16 protein-coding genes are annotated in these 17,062 nt (G+C 58.1%); 5 read left to right on the top strand and 11 right to left on the bottom strand.

The window, feature by feature from the left end; genetic code table 11:
- Positions 1 to 5: 5 nt before the first annotated feature.
- The 8 genes from IPM39_01665 to IPM39_01630 all read right to left on the bottom strand — a co-directional run bounded on the left by IPM39_01665 (position 6) and on the right by IPM39_01630 (position 7,266).
- Entirely contained in the window at positions 6 to 629 is a 624-nt protein-coding gene (locus IPM39_01665; GenBank protein ID MBK8984783.1) for a flavin reductase family protein, read from the bottom strand.
- 4 nt (positions 630 to 633) lie between these two features.
- Positions 634 to 1,281, bottom strand: coding sequence for a hypothetical protein (locus IPM39_01660; GenBank protein ID MBK8984782.1), 648 nt, complete (start codon positions 1,279 to 1,281; stop codon positions 634 to 636).
- A 344-nt stretch (positions 1,282 to 1,625) separates the two neighbouring features.
- Positions 1,626 to 2,795, bottom strand: coding sequence for a homogentisate 1,2-dioxygenase (locus IPM39_01655; protein MBK8984781.1), 1,170 nt, complete (start codon positions 2,793 to 2,795; stop codon positions 1,626 to 1,628).
- 48 nt (positions 2,796 to 2,843) lie between these two features.
- Complete coding sequence (locus tag IPM39_01650) at positions 2,844 to 3,032, bottom strand: hypothetical protein (GenBank protein ID MBK8984780.1); 189 nt, start codon at positions 3,030 to 3,032, stop codon at positions 2,844 to 2,846.
- Between the two features lie 145 nt (positions 3,033 to 3,177).
- A complete protein-coding gene (hppD, locus tag IPM39_01645) occupies positions 3,178 to 4,299 on the bottom strand; it encodes a 4-hydroxyphenylpyruvate dioxygenase (GenBank protein MBK8984779.1) in 1,122 nt (373 codons plus the stop codon).
- Between the two features lie 132 nt (positions 4,300 to 4,431).
- On the bottom strand, positions 4,432 to 5,634 hold the full coding sequence (locus IPM39_01640) for a PLP-dependent aminotransferase family protein (protein MBK8984778.1): 1,203 nt from the start codon (positions 5,632 to 5,634) through the stop codon (positions 4,432 to 4,434).
- A 57-nt stretch (positions 5,635 to 5,691) separates the two neighbouring features.
- Positions 5,692 to 6,168: an Lrp/AsnC family transcriptional regulator gene (locus tag IPM39_01635; GenBank protein ID MBK8984777.1), complete on the bottom strand. Its 477-nt coding sequence runs from the start codon at positions 6,166 to 6,168 to the stop codon at positions 5,692 to 5,694.
- A 108-nt stretch (positions 6,169 to 6,276) separates the two neighbouring features.
- Positions 6,277 to 7,266 carry an HD domain-containing protein gene (locus IPM39_01630; GenBank protein MBK8984776.1) on the bottom strand — a complete coding sequence of 330 codons (990 nt, stop codon included), beginning with the start codon at positions 7,264 to 7,266 and terminating at the stop codon, positions 6,277 to 6,279.
- Between the two features lie 104 nt (positions 7,267 to 7,370).
- On the opposite strand from IPM39_01630, the gene IPM39_01625 reads away from it, so the two are divergent.
- The 3 genes from IPM39_01625 to IPM39_01615 all read left to right on the top strand — a co-directional run bounded on the left by IPM39_01625 (position 7,371) and on the right by IPM39_01615 (position 10,629).
- Positions 7,371 to 8,840 carry a hypothetical protein gene (locus IPM39_01625; protein ID MBK8984775.1) on the top strand — a complete coding sequence of 490 codons (1,470 nt, stop codon included), beginning with the start codon at positions 7,371 to 7,373 and terminating at the stop codon, positions 8,838 to 8,840.
- A gap of 47 nt (positions 8,841 to 8,887) precedes the next feature.
- On the top strand, positions 8,888 to 9,505 hold the full coding sequence (locus tag IPM39_01620; protein ID MBK8984774.1) for a response regulator transcription factor: 618 nt from the start codon (positions 8,888 to 8,890) through the stop codon (positions 9,503 to 9,505).
- Positions 9,506 to 9,732: 227 nt separating this feature from the next.
- Complete coding sequence (locus IPM39_01615) at positions 9,733 to 10,629, top strand: trypsin-like peptidase domain-containing protein (GenBank protein ID MBK8984773.1); 897 nt, start codon at positions 9,733 to 9,735, stop codon at positions 10,627 to 10,629.
- Positions 10,630 to 10,707: 78 nt separating this feature from the next.
- Here the strand turns inward: IPM39_01615 and IPM39_01610 are convergent, their stop codons facing one another.
- Both IPM39_01610 and ggt read right to left on the bottom strand, forming a co-directional pair.
- Positions 10,708 to 11,367, bottom strand: a complete 660-nt coding sequence (locus IPM39_01610; protein MBK8984772.1) for a sulfite oxidase-like oxidoreductase — start codon at positions 11,365 to 11,367, stop codon at positions 10,708 to 10,710.
- A gap of 140 nt (positions 11,368 to 11,507) precedes the next feature.
- Positions 11,508 to 13,115, bottom strand: coding sequence for a gamma-glutamyltransferase (gene ggt / locus IPM39_01605; GenBank protein ID MBK8984771.1), 1,608 nt, complete (start codon positions 13,113 to 13,115; stop codon positions 11,508 to 11,510).
- A gap of 165 nt (positions 13,116 to 13,280) precedes the next feature.
- Here ggt and lexA point away from each other — a divergent pair, with 165 nt between their 5' ends.
- Complete coding sequence (gene lexA, locus IPM39_01600) at positions 13,281 to 13,982, top strand: transcriptional repressor LexA (protein MBK8984770.1); 702 nt, start codon at positions 13,281 to 13,283, stop codon at positions 13,980 to 13,982.
- Between the two features lie 88 nt (positions 13,983 to 14,070).
- Positions 14,071 to 15,330, top strand: coding sequence for a hypothetical protein (locus tag IPM39_01595; GenBank protein MBK8984769.1), 1,260 nt, complete (start codon positions 14,071 to 14,073; stop codon positions 15,328 to 15,330).
- A gap of 450 nt (positions 15,331 to 15,780) precedes the next feature.
- Here the strand turns inward: IPM39_01595 and IPM39_01590 are convergent, their stop codons facing one another.
- Entirely contained in the window at positions 15,781 to 17,013 is a 1,233-nt protein-coding gene (locus IPM39_01590) for a response regulator (protein MBK8984768.1), read from the bottom strand.
- Positions 17,014 to 17,062 lie beyond the last annotated feature (49 nt).

Raw genomic sequence — 17,062 nt, 5'->3', positions numbered from 1 at the left:
GTTCCTCATTCCTCTGCCGGTGGCGGCATGCGGCGCATCTCGAACAGGTCGTTGATGTGGGCGTAGGTGTTACCGGCCAGACGGCCGATGGGTTGGAGTTTGGCGGGCAGGATACGGCCGTTTTCCATTACCTCGTCGCGCACATACATGGCCTGTACTTCGCCAAAAACGGCCGCGCCGCCGCCAGGCCCTTCTTTGATCACCACAATTTGCTGCAATGTACATTCAAAGGCGATAGGCGCTTCGGCCACCCGCGGCACGCGGATGGTCTGGCTGGCTGTTGGCGTCACTCCGGCCCATTCAAACTCGTTAACACCGTGTGGAAACTCGGTGGCCGTCAGGTTCATCGCTTCTTTGGTGGTCTCGTCGGGAATGTTGATGACAAACTCCGGTACCTGGCGGATATTGTCTAGTGTGTCTTTCATTTTATTGCGAACAGATGACCAGCCGGGGCAAAAGAGCAGGGTCATGGGGTCGGTGGCTACGGCCGTAAAATAGCTAAACGGCGCCAGGTTCAAATTACCGGCCGCGTCCATTGTGCTGACCCAGGCGATGGGGCGCGGCACAATGGAGCCGATGACCAGTTTATACCGCTCCTGATTGTTGAGATTGGTTGGAATGATAATCATCGCGTTAATCCAGTGAGGCCCAGGTGTTGTTTAGCACCACGTCGGCCATGTCTTCGTCGTAGGATAAGCGGGTATTGACGGTGGCAACGGCCGTTTCCAGGATATCTGTGTCATACGGCTGCTGCCCTATTGCTTCTAATTCCTTGCGCATTTGCGCCACCGTTATGCGCACCTGCCGATTGCGCCGACTCGGTTTACGCCCTTTCAAAACAGCGACGGCAATATCGGTCAGGCGGATGGCTAACTCTTTTTGCTGCGCCGCGCCCATCGGCAGGTCGTGGTCCATGTCCAGCAGGTCTTCGTAAATGTGGTTAGCTATCTCAAAGCGGAACCACGCTTCGTCGCTCATCCCTTCTTCGCTTTCGGCAAAGCGTTCCAGGGGGATGGTTTCGTCTACCACGAAAGTGCTAGACGGCGTATAGTCGTTGGCGGTTGGGAAGGGGGGCGTAGAGAGCAGAACGCGCATGGCTATATACCCCACCACAATCGAAACAATCAACGACAACAGGGTCGCCTCGAACCAACTGAACGGCACAATCAGACTGAGAAGCCAGCCCAACCCCAACGCCCAGGCAATCACCACACCAATAATAACCACGCCCACCAGGGCAAAAAGCAAGATTGTTACAATCAGACTCAGTATATTTCGCATAAGATGCCACCTTATCAGCTACCATAAGCATACCAAACCTGAGAGCGCTCTTCAATGCGAAAGTGGCATTTGCCCGGTGGCAAACGGCGGGCAGCCGGTCCACACCCGCTGCTTGCTGCCGGCCACCCTTGCTGTCTCAGTAATTCTCAATTTGCCCTGGTGTGCTAGTAGGGGCGGGACGGCGCGGACAGGTAGCAGCCGCAGCGAACGGCATTTTCCCGCGCCGTCTCGCCCAATGGGACCCAAAGAGAGGCGAGACGGGCGGGAGGCCAGGCATTGGTGATTGGCAAAAATGTTGTCCCGCCCCTACGGCTGGATTTCAAATTGAGATTTACTGATGCTGTTTAACCGTGCTTACCGGGCAGCCAGCTATAAGCGTAGCCTTCGTCTTCCATATGGCTGACGGCCGTTGTCAGCCGCAGCGGTCGGAAGGTGTCCACCATCACCGCCAGCTCTTCCGTGCGCTCCTTGCCGATGGAGCCTTCATACGTGCCGGGGTGTGGTCCATGCGGAATGCCGTTGGGATGAATGGTCAGCGAGGCGCGTTCGATGCCCTTGCGTGACATAAAGTCCCCTTCCACGTAATACAACACCTCGTCGGAATCCACGTTGGAATGGTTGTAGGGTGCGGGAATCGCCAGCGGATGGTAATCGAACATACGCGGCACAAAGGAGCAAACCACAAAGCCCGGCCCATCGAAGGTCTGGTGGACCGGCGGTGGCTGGTGGACGCGGCCGGTAATCGGCTCGAAATCTTCGATATTGAAGGCGAAGGGCCACAGGTGGCCGTCCCAGCCCACCACGTCCAGCGGGTGGTGGTTGTAGATGAAACGGTTGATGCTGCCCCGCGCCTTGACGCGCACTTCAAATTCGCCCTGTTCGTCGTGAGTGATAAGCGTCTCTGGTGTGCGGATGTCGCGCTCGCAGTAGGGCGAGTTTTCCAGGAATTGGCCGTAGTTGTTGATGTAACGTTTGGGCGGGGTGACATGACCGTAGGATTCGATGAACAACATGCGCTGAGATACGCCTTCGTCGGGAACTAGCCGCCACAGGACGCCGGTAGGGATGACCAGATAATCGCCGGGTCGGTAGCGCAGCCCGCCGAACTGGCTTTCCAGCAGCCCGGTCCCATCGTGGACAAAAATCACGTCGTCGCCATGGGCGAATTTGTACCAATAGGGCATGGCTTCGGTCGGTCGGCCGACGTACAGAACCACGTCGCTGTTGCCCATCAGGGGGATACGGCCGTCTACCGCATTCCCCCCTTCGGCCACCGGCGCGGCGCGCAGATGGCGTGGCCGCAGCGGGCCACCCTCTTCATAGGTGATGTGGGCGGGAAGGGCTTCTGGGATGCGGGCTACGGCCGTTGGCGGGTGCAGGTGGTACAAAATAGACTGTATCCCGGCAAAACCATGAATGCCCATCACTTCTTCATGGTATAGACGGCCGTCCGCCTGCCGAAACTGCGTATGCCGCTTATGCGGGATCTCCCCCATTCGGTAATAAAAAGTCATGTTCGTTTTCCTCCAGAATTAGACGCGGATGAACGCGGGTACAGCGGATTATCGCGGATTTTTTGCGACGTAGGTTTTGTGTTCGTTGGAAAAGGCTTTGCGCTTGAACTGAGGATCTGGGCCAAAGTTTAACAACAATCCCACTTCAATTTGTGTAGCTTTGAGGTAGTTTAGGAGTTGCCCTGTGTGGCTTTCATTGGGCGCAGACAAACGCGGATGCGGTGGATTTTCGCTGATAAGTTGTCATAAATCAATATTCGCTGCGCATCAATGAAAATTTGCGTCCAATTTTACTTCCTCAACGATCTGTTAACGAGCAGCTCCCTTCATTAAAAAATCCGCGCCCATCCGCTGCATCTGCGTTCATCCGCGTCCCATTCTTCTATAAATTGCCGCGCAGGGCTTGTTCGCGTTCGATGGACTCGAAGAGGGCTTTGAAGTTGCCTTTGCCGAAGCCGCGGCTGCCGTGCCGTTCGATGATCTCGTAAAAGATGGTGGGGCGGTCCTCGACCGGTTTGGTGAAGATTTGCAGCAGGTAGCCTTCCTCATCCCGGTCCACCAATACACCCAATTCGGCCAGTTTGTCAATCGGTTCGTTGATGCGACCGACGCGGCTTTCCAGCTCTTCGTAATAGACGCCGGGCACGCGCAGGAATTCGATGCCATTGTCACGCAGTTGGGACACGGCCGTTAGAATATCCCCGGTAGACAACGCCAAATGCTGCACGCCCGGCCCATAGTAATAATCCAGATACTCCTGAATCTGCGACTTCTTCTTGCCCTCGGCCGGTTCATTGATGGGAAATTTCACTTTGCCCGTGCCGTCTTGCATCACTTTAGACATCAGCGCTGAATATTCGGTGGAAATATCCGCGTCATCGAAGTGAACAAGCTGCGAGAAGCCCATGGTGTTGGCAAAAAAGGCCACCCAGCGGTTCATTGCCCCCAATTCCACGTTGCCCACAATGTGGTCAATATGCGCCAGACCGATCCCCTTGTGGCTAAACTTGCCCTTGCCATTTTCTGCTAAGGCCAGACCACTGCGCGCCGCGTAGCCTGGTGCAAATGGGCCATGATAGTCGCTGCGATCCACAAATTTGATGAGCGTCTCACCGTAGGCGCGGATGGCGCTGTAGCGATAGACGCCAAACTCATCTTCAACGGCCGTTGGCGGGATTGCCCCCGTCGCCCCCCGTTTTGTCGTCTCGCGGTAGGCGGCGGCGGCGTCGGGCACGCTCATGGCGATGATTCCCACCCCGTCGCCGTGCAGATGGGCGTGGCGGGCGATGGCGTGGTCTGGACCCAGCGCGGCGGTGAGTACCAGGCGGATGGCCCCCTGCTCCATCACGTAAGAGGCCGTTTCGCGGTTGCCCGTTTCCAGGCCGCTGTAGGCGGTGTGGACAAAGCCAAAGCCGGTGCGGTAAAAATGCGCCGCCTGCCGGGCATTGCCCACGTAAAACTCCACATGGTCCATTCCTTTAATCGGCATGAAATCTTCTGACATAACTCATTCTCCTGAAATAAATTTGACGCAGAGGCGCAGAGACGCAGAGTTAGAACGTGCGCCATCGCTTGTAAACGGGGAATAAAGGCGGCGAATTTCGGGCAGTGCGCAAAAATCACCACCCGCTGTTCGCTACTCGCTTGCTTGCTGAATGATGTTCGCCAGGCGGGCGATGCCTTCTTCGATGAGGTCTGGGGTGCAGTTGGAGAAGTTGAGGCGCAGACAGTTGGGCGCAGTGTGGCCGGGTATGGTGAAGGCTGCGCCGGGGATGAAGGCGACCTGCGATTGGGTGACGGCCGTTTCCAGCAGCGCCGTCGTATCCATCCCGGCCGCCAGTTCCACCCAAACAAACATCCCGCCCGATGGGACCGTCCACTGAGCTTCGGCCGGGAAATGGCGGTAGAGGGCTTGCAGCATGGCGTCGCGGCGACGGCCGTATTCACCCCGCAGCATCTCCAGGTGGGCCGGCAGCAGCCCGGCGTCCAGATAGGCGGCCACCGCCCGCTGTGTCAGCGCCGACGATTCCAAATCGCCCGCCTCTTTGATGACGGTCAGCTTGGCTATCAACGCTTCCGGGGCAATCATCCAACCCAGGCGCAAGGCCGGGGCCAAAATCTTGGAAAACGAGCCGAGGTAAAAGACCCATTCGTCATCTAAAGCGCGCAGCGGCGGTTCGCTGTGGGCATCGTAATGCAAGAAGCCATACGGATCATCTTCAACGATGGGCAGGCCGTAGGCGCGGGCCAATTCCACCAACCGCTGCCGCTTTTGCGGGCTGACGCTGACGCCCAGAGGGTTGTGGGCGTCGGGGATGACATACAAAAAGGCCGGGCGCGCGCCCTCCGCCAGATAACCCGCCACTGCGTCCACGTCCAGGCCCGTTTCCAGGTTGGTGGCGATGGGCAAAATGTGCGGACGGTAGGGGGCGATGGTCTGCTGAATGCCGGGATAGACTATCTGTTCCAGCAGCACCTCGCCGCCAGGGTTCAGAAACAGTCGGGTGAGGATGTCCAGCCCTTGCTGCGCGCCGGTGGTCAGAAAGACCTGCTCTGGTGTGCAGGTTACGCCGCGTTCGGCCATCAGGCCAACGATGTGGGCTTTCAGGGAGGCGAGCGGTGGGCCGTATTGCAGCGCCTTGGGGTCGGCGGCCAACACGCTTTGCAGCGCCGCGGCGTAATCGGCCGTTGGGAACAGCGCCGGATCGGGCAGCCCGCCGGCAAAAGACAAAATGCCCGGCCGCGAGGTGACGGCAATCATCTGCCGCAGCACGGAGCGGCTCATGGTGTGGGTCCAATCGGCCAGGACGAGGGAGTGGGTGGGAGCGGGAAGAATCATAATTGTCAATTGTCAATTGCGAATTGTCGCTTACTTCACAATTCACAATTCATACTTCTACAGGGGCACGGCCGTTGTCGTTTTGATCTCGCTGAGGACGAGGCTGGTGTGGATTTTGTCCATGCCGGGAATGGGGGTCAGGGTTTCCAGGATAAACTGCTCCAGGTGTTTGCGGTTGCGCACAATGACTTTGAGCAGGTAATCGGATTCGCCGGTGAGGTGGTAGCCTTCTAATACTTCGGGCATGTTCTGGATGGCGCGGCGAAAGGCAGCGACGGCTGTGGGGTCGTGGCGCGCCAACGTCACCTGCACAATGCACATCATATCGTAGCCCACCGCTTCGTGGTTCACCAGGGTCACGTACCTGTCAATGACGCCTGCTTCTTCCAATTTGCGAATGCGCTTTTGCAGGCCAGGGGGCGAAAGGTCCACGCGCCGCGCCAATTCCGCATTGCTGATACGCGCATCTTCCTGCAAATAGGTCAGCAGCGCCCGGTCAATTTCGTCTAACGTGCCGTTCAACGTCCCGCTCATGGTTTTGCCTTGTCTGGTTGGGATAATGAACTTATTGTAATGAATTGGCGAAGAAAAGGCAATATGCTAACTGAAACAGTTTATAATCACAATCGTTTGGGCCGGCGCCTATGTGGCCGGCGGGATAACGCGCATCGGCCATTTGCCTTGTTTGCTGTGCAGATAGGTCGCCCGGTGGCGGGCAAAATCGGGGTCCAGCACAGACAGGGGGACGAGACGGCCGTTATCCAACCACACATCCGGGTCACTCGCCCGCAGCTTGGTGCTGACGCAAAAGGTGGGATTCGCTTCATCCCAGGCAAAGCTGGTGTCTGGGTGAACCAGGCGCAGCGTAGCTTGCAGCCCGGCGTCCGGGTGGGCGTGGAGTTTGGCCCAAAACGGGACATCAGTCCCCCAGATGTCGGCTTCGCTGATAGCGCCGATGTGCAACCCGCGCCGAATGGCCTGGGCGGTCAGCTCATACAACCCCACTTCGCGGAAGTTGGCCCAACTGGCGTCGTCGGCGGCAATGAAGGTGTAGCCGAGCCATTGGGCGGCGGTCAGGCTGGTGGCGGCAATACGGCCGCCTACCCTGGCCAGGTGGTCGAGCGCGGTTTGGATGTGGACGGCCGTTGCCAGCCCTAACCCCCGCGCATCGCGCAAAAAATAATCCAGCCGGTCGGCGCACAGCCGCGGCGAGGGCTGTTCTAACAGCGGAAAGTTCTCCTCGTGCAAAAAATCGCGCCAATCATAACCATGCCAGGCCAGAATGTCCGGCGTGTCGGTTTGCGCCAGGAATTCTTCTTTCCGTTCATCGTGGTAGCTTTGGCTGTCGTGGCCGTCGAAGACATAATCTATGACATGGCTAAAGGCGGTATGACTGGCGTCGTGCAGCAGAGCGGCGATTTGCTCTTCCAGCGATCCCCCCAGGCGGCGCACCAGCAGCATGGCCCCTACCGAATGCTCGAAGCGCGTCACCGGCTTAGTCACGCCAATGAGGCCGCTAACCCCATGTTGCAGTACCCCTTTCAGCCGGGTTAGCGTGGCCGAAGCCAGCAAATCCAGCAGAACTGGCTCCTCAATTCTCATGGAACCGTAAACTTCGTCGTCATAATCCATGTTTCATTCCTCTCTCATGCGTGCTTCTGGTATCATTAGGCCATAAAAGGTCTGCTTCGGCGCGATCATAACCTGTTTGCCGGGCAGACAAAACCTTTAACTTTATGAAAAAACATCTGCTGCTGCTCCTGCTGCTTCTGGTGGTCTGGCTCGTTGGCTGCCAGAGCAGCGAAAAACCAACCCCGACGCCTTTTCCCACTGTGCCGGCGCTGGGCGCGCTGCCGGTCGTGCCGATAGGCGCGCAGGGCATTCCGATTAGTTTGCCCGACTTGCTGGAAAACCCGGAGTTTTTTGAAGGCGCGTTGGTGCAGGTGACGGGGCAGTTTGGCCGTTTGCCGCGCCTGGTGTGTGGGTCTGATCCGCATCCCGGACCAACGACCTGGACGGTGCAAGATGGCGACGCGCTGCTTCAGGCCGGTGGTTTTGATGGCCCACTGTACGAATTGTTTCCGCCTGGCCTGACGATGACAGTGTTGGGCAGGGTGCAGCATTGGCAGGGGCCGATCGGCTGCGGCAAGCAGGCCGTGCTTAAAGAGTTCTGGTATCTGGATGTAACAAAGCTGATCAGCCCTAGCCAACTCGCCCGCGTCACGCTGACGCCATCCGGGTTGGATGCGCCCCAGAGCGAAGCGACGCCGGCGGCCGCGCCCACCGAAGATGGGTTTGAACCGCCAGAATCGGTGGAAGAACCACCAACGGCCGTACCGGAATTCCCGACAGTGTTTGTGCCAACGGCCGTTTCCCCCAACGTCACGCCCACGCTGATGCCGGAAAAAGAAGAAGAGGTTGGCATTACGTTTACGCCAACCCTGACCAATGGGCAGGAGACCGGCCCTCCTCCGGGCGCGGTGCTTACGCCCACCCCCCTCCTGACGCCCTTGCCCGGCACAACGGCCGTGCCCGGCACAACGGCCGTGCCGCCGGGCAGCACGGCGACCATCCCCGCCCTCCCCACCGTCACCGACCGTGGCGAAATCAGTTATTACGATGCCTTCACGGACGACCTGGCCGCTAACGAAAGCCACAATTGGACTATTTTTCTGGAAGCCGGTGAGCCGATTACCGTCAGCGTCATCGCCGAGCCGAATTTAAATCCTGGTCTTCGGCTGTTTTCGCCCACCGGCGCGCAAGTAACAGAGCAAAATCAGGCTCCAGCCGGCCAGGTAGAATCGCTGCCCCTCAATCCCACCGCCGATGGTGAGTACGTGATTCAGGTGTATGCGGCTGGCGGCGAAGCCGGGCGCTATTACCTGGCGCTCTGGGACGAATCGGGCGATTTTCGGCCGATGGGTATTCTACAATCTGGAGTCGCGCAGACCGGTACAATTGATGACGCCATGACCCATGTCTGGTTCTTCAACGCTGCCGCCGAGCAAATGGTTAGCGTGCAAACCACCTCACTGACCGGCAGCGATTTGCTGCTGCTGCTTATCAGCCCGGACAATAAATTGCTAACCTACCAGTCGGAAATCATTAACGATTTTATTTTGAGTCAACCGGGGTGGTATGCGCTGCAATTGGAAGAATATAATCTGGCGCAGAATACCTACCAGGTGACGTTGACTTTGCGCTAGTAAAGCCGTGAGCCGTGAGCCGAACACGGAATACGAACCTGCCCAATATGGAACCACTACAAATTTTGTTGGTTGGCGATGATCCGCTGGCGCGGATGGGGTTGGCGCTTTTGTTGGGCGGGCAGCCAGATGGCGTGGTGATGGGGCAGTTGAACAGCGCCCAGTTTGCCAGCGATTTGGCCGAATTGGATGTGCGCCCGGACGTGGTGGTCTGGGACGTGGGGTGGGCGGCGGTGGAAACGCTGCCGGTTTGGGAAGACCTGGCTCTGCCGGTGGTCGCGTTGGTGGCCGATGAAGGGCAAACGGCCGTTCTCTGGTCATCCGGTGTGCGGGTATTGCTGCGACGGGAATCGGACCCCGACCAATTGTGGGCGGCCGTTCAGGCGGCCATACACGGGCTAATTGTGTTGGATCCGGCGGTAAGTGGTGGATTGGTAACGGCCGTCTCGCCCCTCGCCCTGCCCAATGATGACCTGACCCCCCGCGAACTGGAAGTGCTGCAACGCCTGGCCCAGGGGCTGACCAACAAAGCCATCGCCCAACACCTGGGCGTCAGTGAACACACCATCAAATTCCACGTCAATGCCCTCATGGGCAAACTCAACGCCCAATCCCGCACCGAAGCTGTCGTCGTCGCCACCCGCCAGGGTCTCATCACCCTCTAACCCTGCCAAGGTGACAGGTGACAGAAGTGTCAGCTTACGACCTTTGCGGGTATAAATTCCCACTTCCCACTTCACAATTCATAATTCACACTTCACACCTCCCTACCCATTCTTCCAGGTCCCACCCCATCAAACAGCCGATGTCGCTAACCATCGCCTTCGTTATCATCCACGCATCGTCACCAACCCGCGTCACACCTGACGCATAACAGATGAAGGAGATTCCCATGACCATTGTATTAACTGAACTATCCGATGCCCTGGCCCACACTGTCGCTGCCGCCGGGGCTGGCGTGGTGCGCGTAGACGGCCGTCGCCGCATTCCCGCCACCGGCATCGTCTGGTCGGCCGATGGGCTGATTGTCACTGCCCACCATGTCGTTTCCCGCGACGATAACATCCAGATTGGCCTGCCCGACGGCCGTACCGTCCCGGCTGTATTGGTAGGGCGCGATCCGTCTACGGACACGGCCGTTCTCCGCGCCGAGGCGACCGACCTGACCCCCTTCACCGAAAGCAACAAGCAAGAATTGGGTGTAGGCAATCTGGTGTTGGCGTTGGGTCGTCCAGGCAAAACGGTGCAAGCCACACTGGGCATCGTCAGCGCCCTGGGCGACGGTTGGCGCACGCGCATGGGCGGCCAGGTAGACCGTTACCTGCAAACCGACGTGGTGATGTACCCTGGTTTTTCTGGCGGGCCGTTGGTAGATGCGCACGGCCGTCTGGCCGGTATGAACACCTCGGCACTGATGGGCGGCGTGAGCCTGGCGATCCCTACAGCCACATTGTCTCGTGTGGCCGATGCGCTGGTGAGCGACGGCCGTATGAAGCGCGGCTATCTGGGGGTCAGCACGCAGCGCGTCCGCCTGCCGGACGACCTGCGCGAACAGCTAGGCCAGAAAAGCGGCCTGCTCATCGTCTCGGCCGAGCCAGACAGCCCGGCTTCGGCCGCCGGCCTGACCCTGGGCGACACGATTGTGACCCTGGACGGCGAAAAAGTGCGCGACCACGATGATCTGTTGGCTTTGTTGACTGGCGATAGGGTGGGAACGGCCGTGCCGCTGGGCATCTTGCGCGGTGGGCAAGTGCAGCAAATGCAAATCACGATCGGCGAGCGAGAATAACAAACAGCGAGTGGCGGGATAATTTTACCCGCCGCTCGCTGCGCTAATTCCGAAAACCGCAATCCAAAATCCGAAATTTCACCGTCCCGACAGCCAATTGCCGCCGCTGAACCGCTGCTCCGTCCAGGGATCGGCTTCGTTGTGGTAGCCGGCGTTTTCCCAGAAGCCAGGCTGGTCGGTGGACCGGAACTCCAGCCCGCGCAGCCACTTGCCCCCTTTCCAGAAATAAGCCGTCTTTGGTTCGCTGCGGTCGGCAAAACTGCCTACCACGCCGCGCAGTGGATACCCATGGTCCGGCGTCAGCGGCTGCCCATCAAAATGGGTCGCCAACAGAAAATTGTCTTGCAAGACTAAATCCAGCGGCGTGTTAGTGGTATAGCCGTGTTCGCAGTGCTGCACCACGTAGTTGGCGTCTGGCTTCAGCTTGATGAAGCCGGCGTCCAACAGCGTTTTCAACGAGACGCCTTCCCAGGCGGTGTCGAATTTAGACCAGCGAGTGACGCAGTGGATATCCATCGTCACGTTGGTGCGCGGCAGCCGGTTAAACTCCTCCCAGGTCCACACCTTTTCCTCCTCCACCCGGCCAAAAGCGCGCAGTGTCCAGGCAGCCAGATTAGCTCTGGGAACCGGACCGTAATGGAGGACCGGGAATTTTTGCGTGAGCGATTGGCCGGGTGGCAGCCGGTTCATGCCGCGCACACTGTCTTCTGCATCACGTCGGGCAAACGGATTTTTCATCTTGCTCTCCTGGATCACGAATTTTTCTCTATGTGGTTGGAATCAGTGTAGCGCTGATTTCTTACGTGCGGCTTAAGAGGGTATAAGCGCTGCGTCAAAAGTATGTCGCGCCGGACACGTCTGGCAAAACGCGCCTTACCCTACCAGCCAACGGCCGTTCCGTCGCTGCGTGGTTCGCTGCCGCCTATCAAAATTCCACTCTCCGGGTCACGCACGATGACCTGCCCGCCACCGTAGTGCAGCGGCGTTTCCGGCGCGAGAAGCTGGTGGCCGCGTTGGCTCAGATCGGCGCGGATGGGGGAGGGTACGGCCGTTTCCAGGCCAAACGTCAGCCCTTGCAGCCAGTTAAAACGCGGCGCATCCAGGGCTGTCTGCGGGTCCATGCCAAACGCCACCAGATTCAAACCCACTTGCAGATGGCCCTGCGGCTGCATAAAACCGCCCATCACGCCAAAACTGCTCCATGCCTGCCCATCTTTGGTAATGAAGCCGGGGATGATGGTGTGATACGGCCGTTTCCCCGGCGCCGCTTCGTTGGGATGGCCCGGTTCCAGGCTGAAATTGGCTCCACGATTTTGCAACTGCACGCCAGTCGTACCTGCTGTCAGGCCGCTGCCAAAACCCATGTACAGGCTTTGAATCCAGCTAACCATGTTGCCGGCGTTGTCGGCCACTGTCAGGTAAACGGTGTCGCCATGGCGCGGCGGGCTGCCGGCCAGCGGCAGTTGGGCGCGCTCCATGTGGATCAGCCCGCGCCGTTTTTGCGCGTAGCCATCAGACAGCAGTCCGTCCAGCGGCACATTCGCCTGGCGTGGGTCGGCAATGGTGGCGTGGGCGTCGGCAAACGCCAACTTGATGGCCTCCATCAGGGCGTGGTAATAATCGGCCGTGCCGTAACCCAGGGCGGGCAAATCAAACCCCTTGAGGATATTCAGCGCCAGCAGCGCCGTTAGACCCTGGCCGTTAGGCGGAATTTCGTGGAAGGTGAAGCCAGCGCCGTAGCCTGTTTGAATGGGCGTCACCCATTCCGGCCGGTAAGCGGCCAGATCATCCTGGGTCAGGACGCCGCCGGCGACCTGCACGCAGTGGGCAATCTGGCGGCCAATGTCGCCCAAATAGAAAGCGTCGGGGCCGTTCTCGGCGATGGTGCGCAGGGTACGGGCAAATTCAGGGTTGCGGAAGCGGGCGGCAGGGCGGGGGGCACGGCCGTTTGGCAGCCAGACACGCCGCGAATCAGAATGGGCGCTCATTTTTTCGGTCGAAGCTTCCCAGGCGCGGGCAATACGCTGGCTCACCGGGAAACCCTCTTCGGCGTACTGAATGGCGCGCTGCAGCAATGTGTCTAGCCCCAGGGCGCCAAATCGCTCCAGGGCTGCCTGCCAGCCGCGCAAACTTCCGGGCACGGTGACTGGCAGCGGTCCCAGCGCTGGCATCTCGTCGTGACCCTGGCGGCGGACAAAATCGGCCGTTAGGGCCTGTGGGGCTGGGCCGCTGGCGTTAAGGCCATACAGCCGCTGCTCTCGTGCCGACCAGATGAGGGCAAAGGCGTCGCCGCCAATGCCGGTGGAGCAGGGTTCCACCACGCACAGCGTGGCCACCGTGGCAATGGCCGCATCCAGGGCATTGCCGCCCGCCTTCAGCACATCCAGACCGGCCTGCGCCGCCAGCGGTTGGCTGGTAGCCACCAGGCCATTGGCGGCAATCACGTTGGAACGACGGCTGGGGAAGGTATACGTTTCAAAATTCATGGCGTCTTTGTTGTCCTTGTTTGTTCGTCTGTTCACAAGAGTTGACGTAAAAATTCCTTGACACCGAACACTTGTTCGCTTATAATAACAGAACAAATGAGCGACTGCCGACCTTTTGGGTTAATTTTGAATAGGAAACGGCCGTCCATCAAGGAGTTATTTGCCATGAGCAAGAAGCCACTCTCGAAGCGGCAGCAAAACATACTCAAGTTTATTTGGGACTATCGTGAAGAACACGGCCGTCCGCCAACCATCCGTGAAATCGGTAAAGCGGTGGACATCAGTTCCACGTCAGTCGTCAATTATAACCTCACCCGCTTGCAAGAGCGCGGCTACCTGAGCCGAGACGCTGAAGTGTCACGCGGCATTAACTTTACCGAAAAAGCCAACGAATTCCTCAATGTGGTGATCGAAAAAGTCAACGAGACGGCCGTTAAAGTTGCCGAAAGCGTCTCCGGTCTGGTCAAAATCCGGCTGGTTGGCGATATTGTGGCTGGCGAACCCATTGAAACAGGCAGCGGCGATTTTTCGGTTTATGACGAAGAAGATGCCATTGAAGTCAGTTCGGCCATGCTCAAAGGGCGCGTGGATGATTTGTTTGCCCTGCGGGTTAATGGGGAATCCATGATTGACGCGATGGTCAACGATGGCGACATCGTCATCATGCGCAAGGCAGAAACGGCTAAGAATGGCGATATGGTGGCTGTCTGGCTGGCCGGGGACACCACCACCCTCAAATATTTCTATTACGATGGCGACCGCATCCGCTTGCAGCCCGCCAATCCGACGATGCAGCCGATTTATGCGCAGCCAGAAGATGTTCAGGTGCAGGGCAAGGTAATGATGGTGCTGCGCCAGACAGCTTAATGGCCTGAATGGAGTTGCTACAGAAGGACGGCCGTATCTCGCCGTCCTTCTTTTTTATCTAAAGAATAGAACTGGTGTTCTAGTACCGATGACCACAATCATAGAACGACGACGAATGCTTCAGGCGCAGCGCTTGCAGCATCGGCTAGAAATTCAATCCCGGCAGATCGAGCGGGTTTTGGCGCGTCATGATATGGCTCCCACCAGAATGGGCTACCCAGATGCGGCGTCGCGCAACGGCCGTGCGCTGGCTGGCGGCGTGGTGACGCCGCGGGCGATTACCTTTGATTTGCAGACAGCCCTGGCGGCCGGCTGGGAGCGTTTGCGTGACCTGACCGGGGAAATGAAGGTGGCGCTGCGCGTGCCCGACGTGTCGGTCAGCCGGCAGGGCGGCCGTTGGCAGTTGGACGTGGCGTTTAAGGAAGAGCCGCCTGTTCCTTTGCTCGATTTGCTGGCGATAACGCCGGATGTACCCCCGCTGACGGCCGTATTGGGGTTGTCGCCAGATGGCCGGCCGGTGCTGCTGCAATTTGACCCCAAGGATATGACCCATATGCTGCTGTCTGGTATGGCTGGCGCAGGGAAAACGACGTTGATTCGGGCGATGGCTGTGTCGCTGGCGCTGACCAATCGTCAATCACAGGTACAACTGCTCATCTTATCGCCGCAAATGGATGATAGACCCCCGGCGTATGCGGAGTTGGAGTCGTTGAACTATTTGCCCCACATGCTCACCTCGGTGATTTATGACCTGAATACGGCCGTCGAAACGCTGCACTTCCTGGTTAACGAAATGGCCTACCGCGAGGAAAACCAGACGGCCGTACCCCATCTGATTGTCTTCATTGAGCAAGCGGCCGCGTTTATGGCCGGTGGTGGTGCGCCGGTGGTGGATGCTATCACCCACCTGGTGCAGCGCGGCGATAAAGTGGGCATCCACCTGGTCCTCAGCACGACCGAACCGGGGGCAGCCGTGTTCGACGCCAATTTGCGGGCCAATCTGGCGGCGCGGGTCGTGGGGCAGGTCCCGGATAAACGGGCGGCGCGCGATGCGGCTGGCAGCGAAAACAGCGGTGCGGAGACTTTGTTTGGGCGTGGTGATTTTGTTGCCATCACCGGCGGCCGGCAGGTTAGTTTTCAGGCGGCCAGCATTGGTGATTATGATTTGCACCTGAGCCTATCCCGACTGCGGCGGCCACCGACGCCCACCCTGATGGCCCATACTTACGTCGTCCGGCCCCATTTGGATGAGATTCCGCTGGCAGCTGCGCCCATTGACCGCCAGAATGTATTGATTTTTGACGCCGACGGCCGTTTGTGGCCCGGAAGCGCCGCCGGAGAAGTTTAAGCATGGATGTGGGAATGCTGTGGCTGGACAACGACCGTCAGCGGTCATTTGATGAGAAAGTGAGTCGGGCGGCGGCGTATTATTTGGAGAAGTACGGCCGTTCCCCAGACCTGTGTTTGGTCAATGCCCAATCGTTGAGTGAGGAAAAAAAGGTTGGGCTAATAGAGGTTCAACCAACACGAACTGTTTTATTGCACCATTTTTGGCTGGGAATGAAATCTTGAGGCTGAAAGCCGATTCTTGCCCGAACATTCAAGACCCTGTCGCTGCCGCAGCGACGGGGTCTTTTACGTAAAAGACCTGGCACATTTCCGAGAATCTGTCAGGTCTGAGCGGTAAGTTGGATTTTATGCAGGCCCTAAGGGTTCGTTTGCAATTAACTTTGGAGTTTCCAGATTGGACCAATCTTGGAGATTGGTCCAATCTCACCAGGTTAAAAACATATGAACCCTAAGCCAACGGCTCCAGCAGGATGGAACGGTTGCCCCCTTCGATAAGGGTTATCTCCGCTTTAAAACGCTGCCCGCTGTTGGCGACAAGGTGCTTTTCCAGTGTCGTGCCTGTTCCCTGTGACTGATGGATAAAATCTAAGATTTCCCCCTGCACAACATCGTCAATCATTTGCCCGATGGGATTTTCGCCGGCTGCAAACCCGAGATGTTTGCGGGCGGCGGAATTGCTCAGCAGCAGGCGATTTTTGGAGTCTATGACGATAATGGGGTTGTCGGACAAATCCATCACAGCGCTGAGGGTGTTCTTTTCTCGTTCGATTTCGCTGTAGATGTTGGCGTTGTTGATGGCGATAGTGGCGTAGCCACCCAAAGCAGAGAGGGCGCGGGTGTCGTTGCTGTCGAACGACGTCTCTTTCAGGCGGTTGGTAACGCCCAGGACGCCAATGGGTCGGTTTTGCAAAATTAGGGGCACATAGATCAACGATTTGACCAACAAAGCGGTGTGGGTGCGCTTCCACTGCGAGTCATTGCCGATGGCGATGGCTCGTTTTGTTTGCAGCACTTTCCCGGCCAGGCTGTCGGAAACACGCTTGCGCATGGATTGGGCTTTGGAGTCCAGGTTTTTGGAGGCGCGAATGTACAACTCGCCCTGGTCTTCGTCTAGCAGCATCAGCGAGCCTTCTTCGGCGCCGACGACGTAAACGGCCGCTTCGACCACGCGATGCAGCACTTCCTCCAAATCCAGCGACGAGGCGACGGATTTGCCAACGCCGTATAGGACGTTCAGTTCCTGGGCGCGGCGCTGTAGCTGGGAATTGCTCTCCATCAACTGCTGCACCAGTTGGTCCCGTTCGCGGGCCAGACGGCTTTCACGCAGGGCTTTGTCCACAGATTCGCTGATTTCATCAGCGTCGAATGGTTTGATGACGTAATCGCGGATGCCCAGGCGGAAGGCGGCAACGGCCGTTTCCTCAGAACCATGCGCCGTTGCCAGGATGGCCGGAATTTCAATCCCCCGTTCTTTGAGCTTTTCCAGAACCTCCAACCCAGTGAGACGCGGCATTTGCTGATCCACGATCATCAAATTCGGCTCTTTGGCAATCGCCATCTCCAGCCCCATCAACCCGTTAGAAGCCAGGAGAACTTCAAACCCTTTGGGTTTGAGAATGTATTCGCTCAAAAATTCCCGAATCTCTTCGGAGTCATCAATGACCAGTACGCGTTCGTACATGCTGAGCCTTTCCTTAACCAAGCCGCACTAAGAGATTATTGGTCCTAGT

Origin of the sequence: Candidatus Leptovillus gracilis (genome assembly GCA_016716065.1) — a bacterium.
In the GTDB taxonomy this organism is placed as follows: domain Bacteria; phylum Chloroflexota; class Anaerolineae; order Promineifilales; family Promineifilaceae; genus Leptovillus; species Leptovillus gracilis.
Note: the sequence above shows the minus strand (reverse complement) of the source record. Positions and strands in the feature narration are given on the sequence as shown.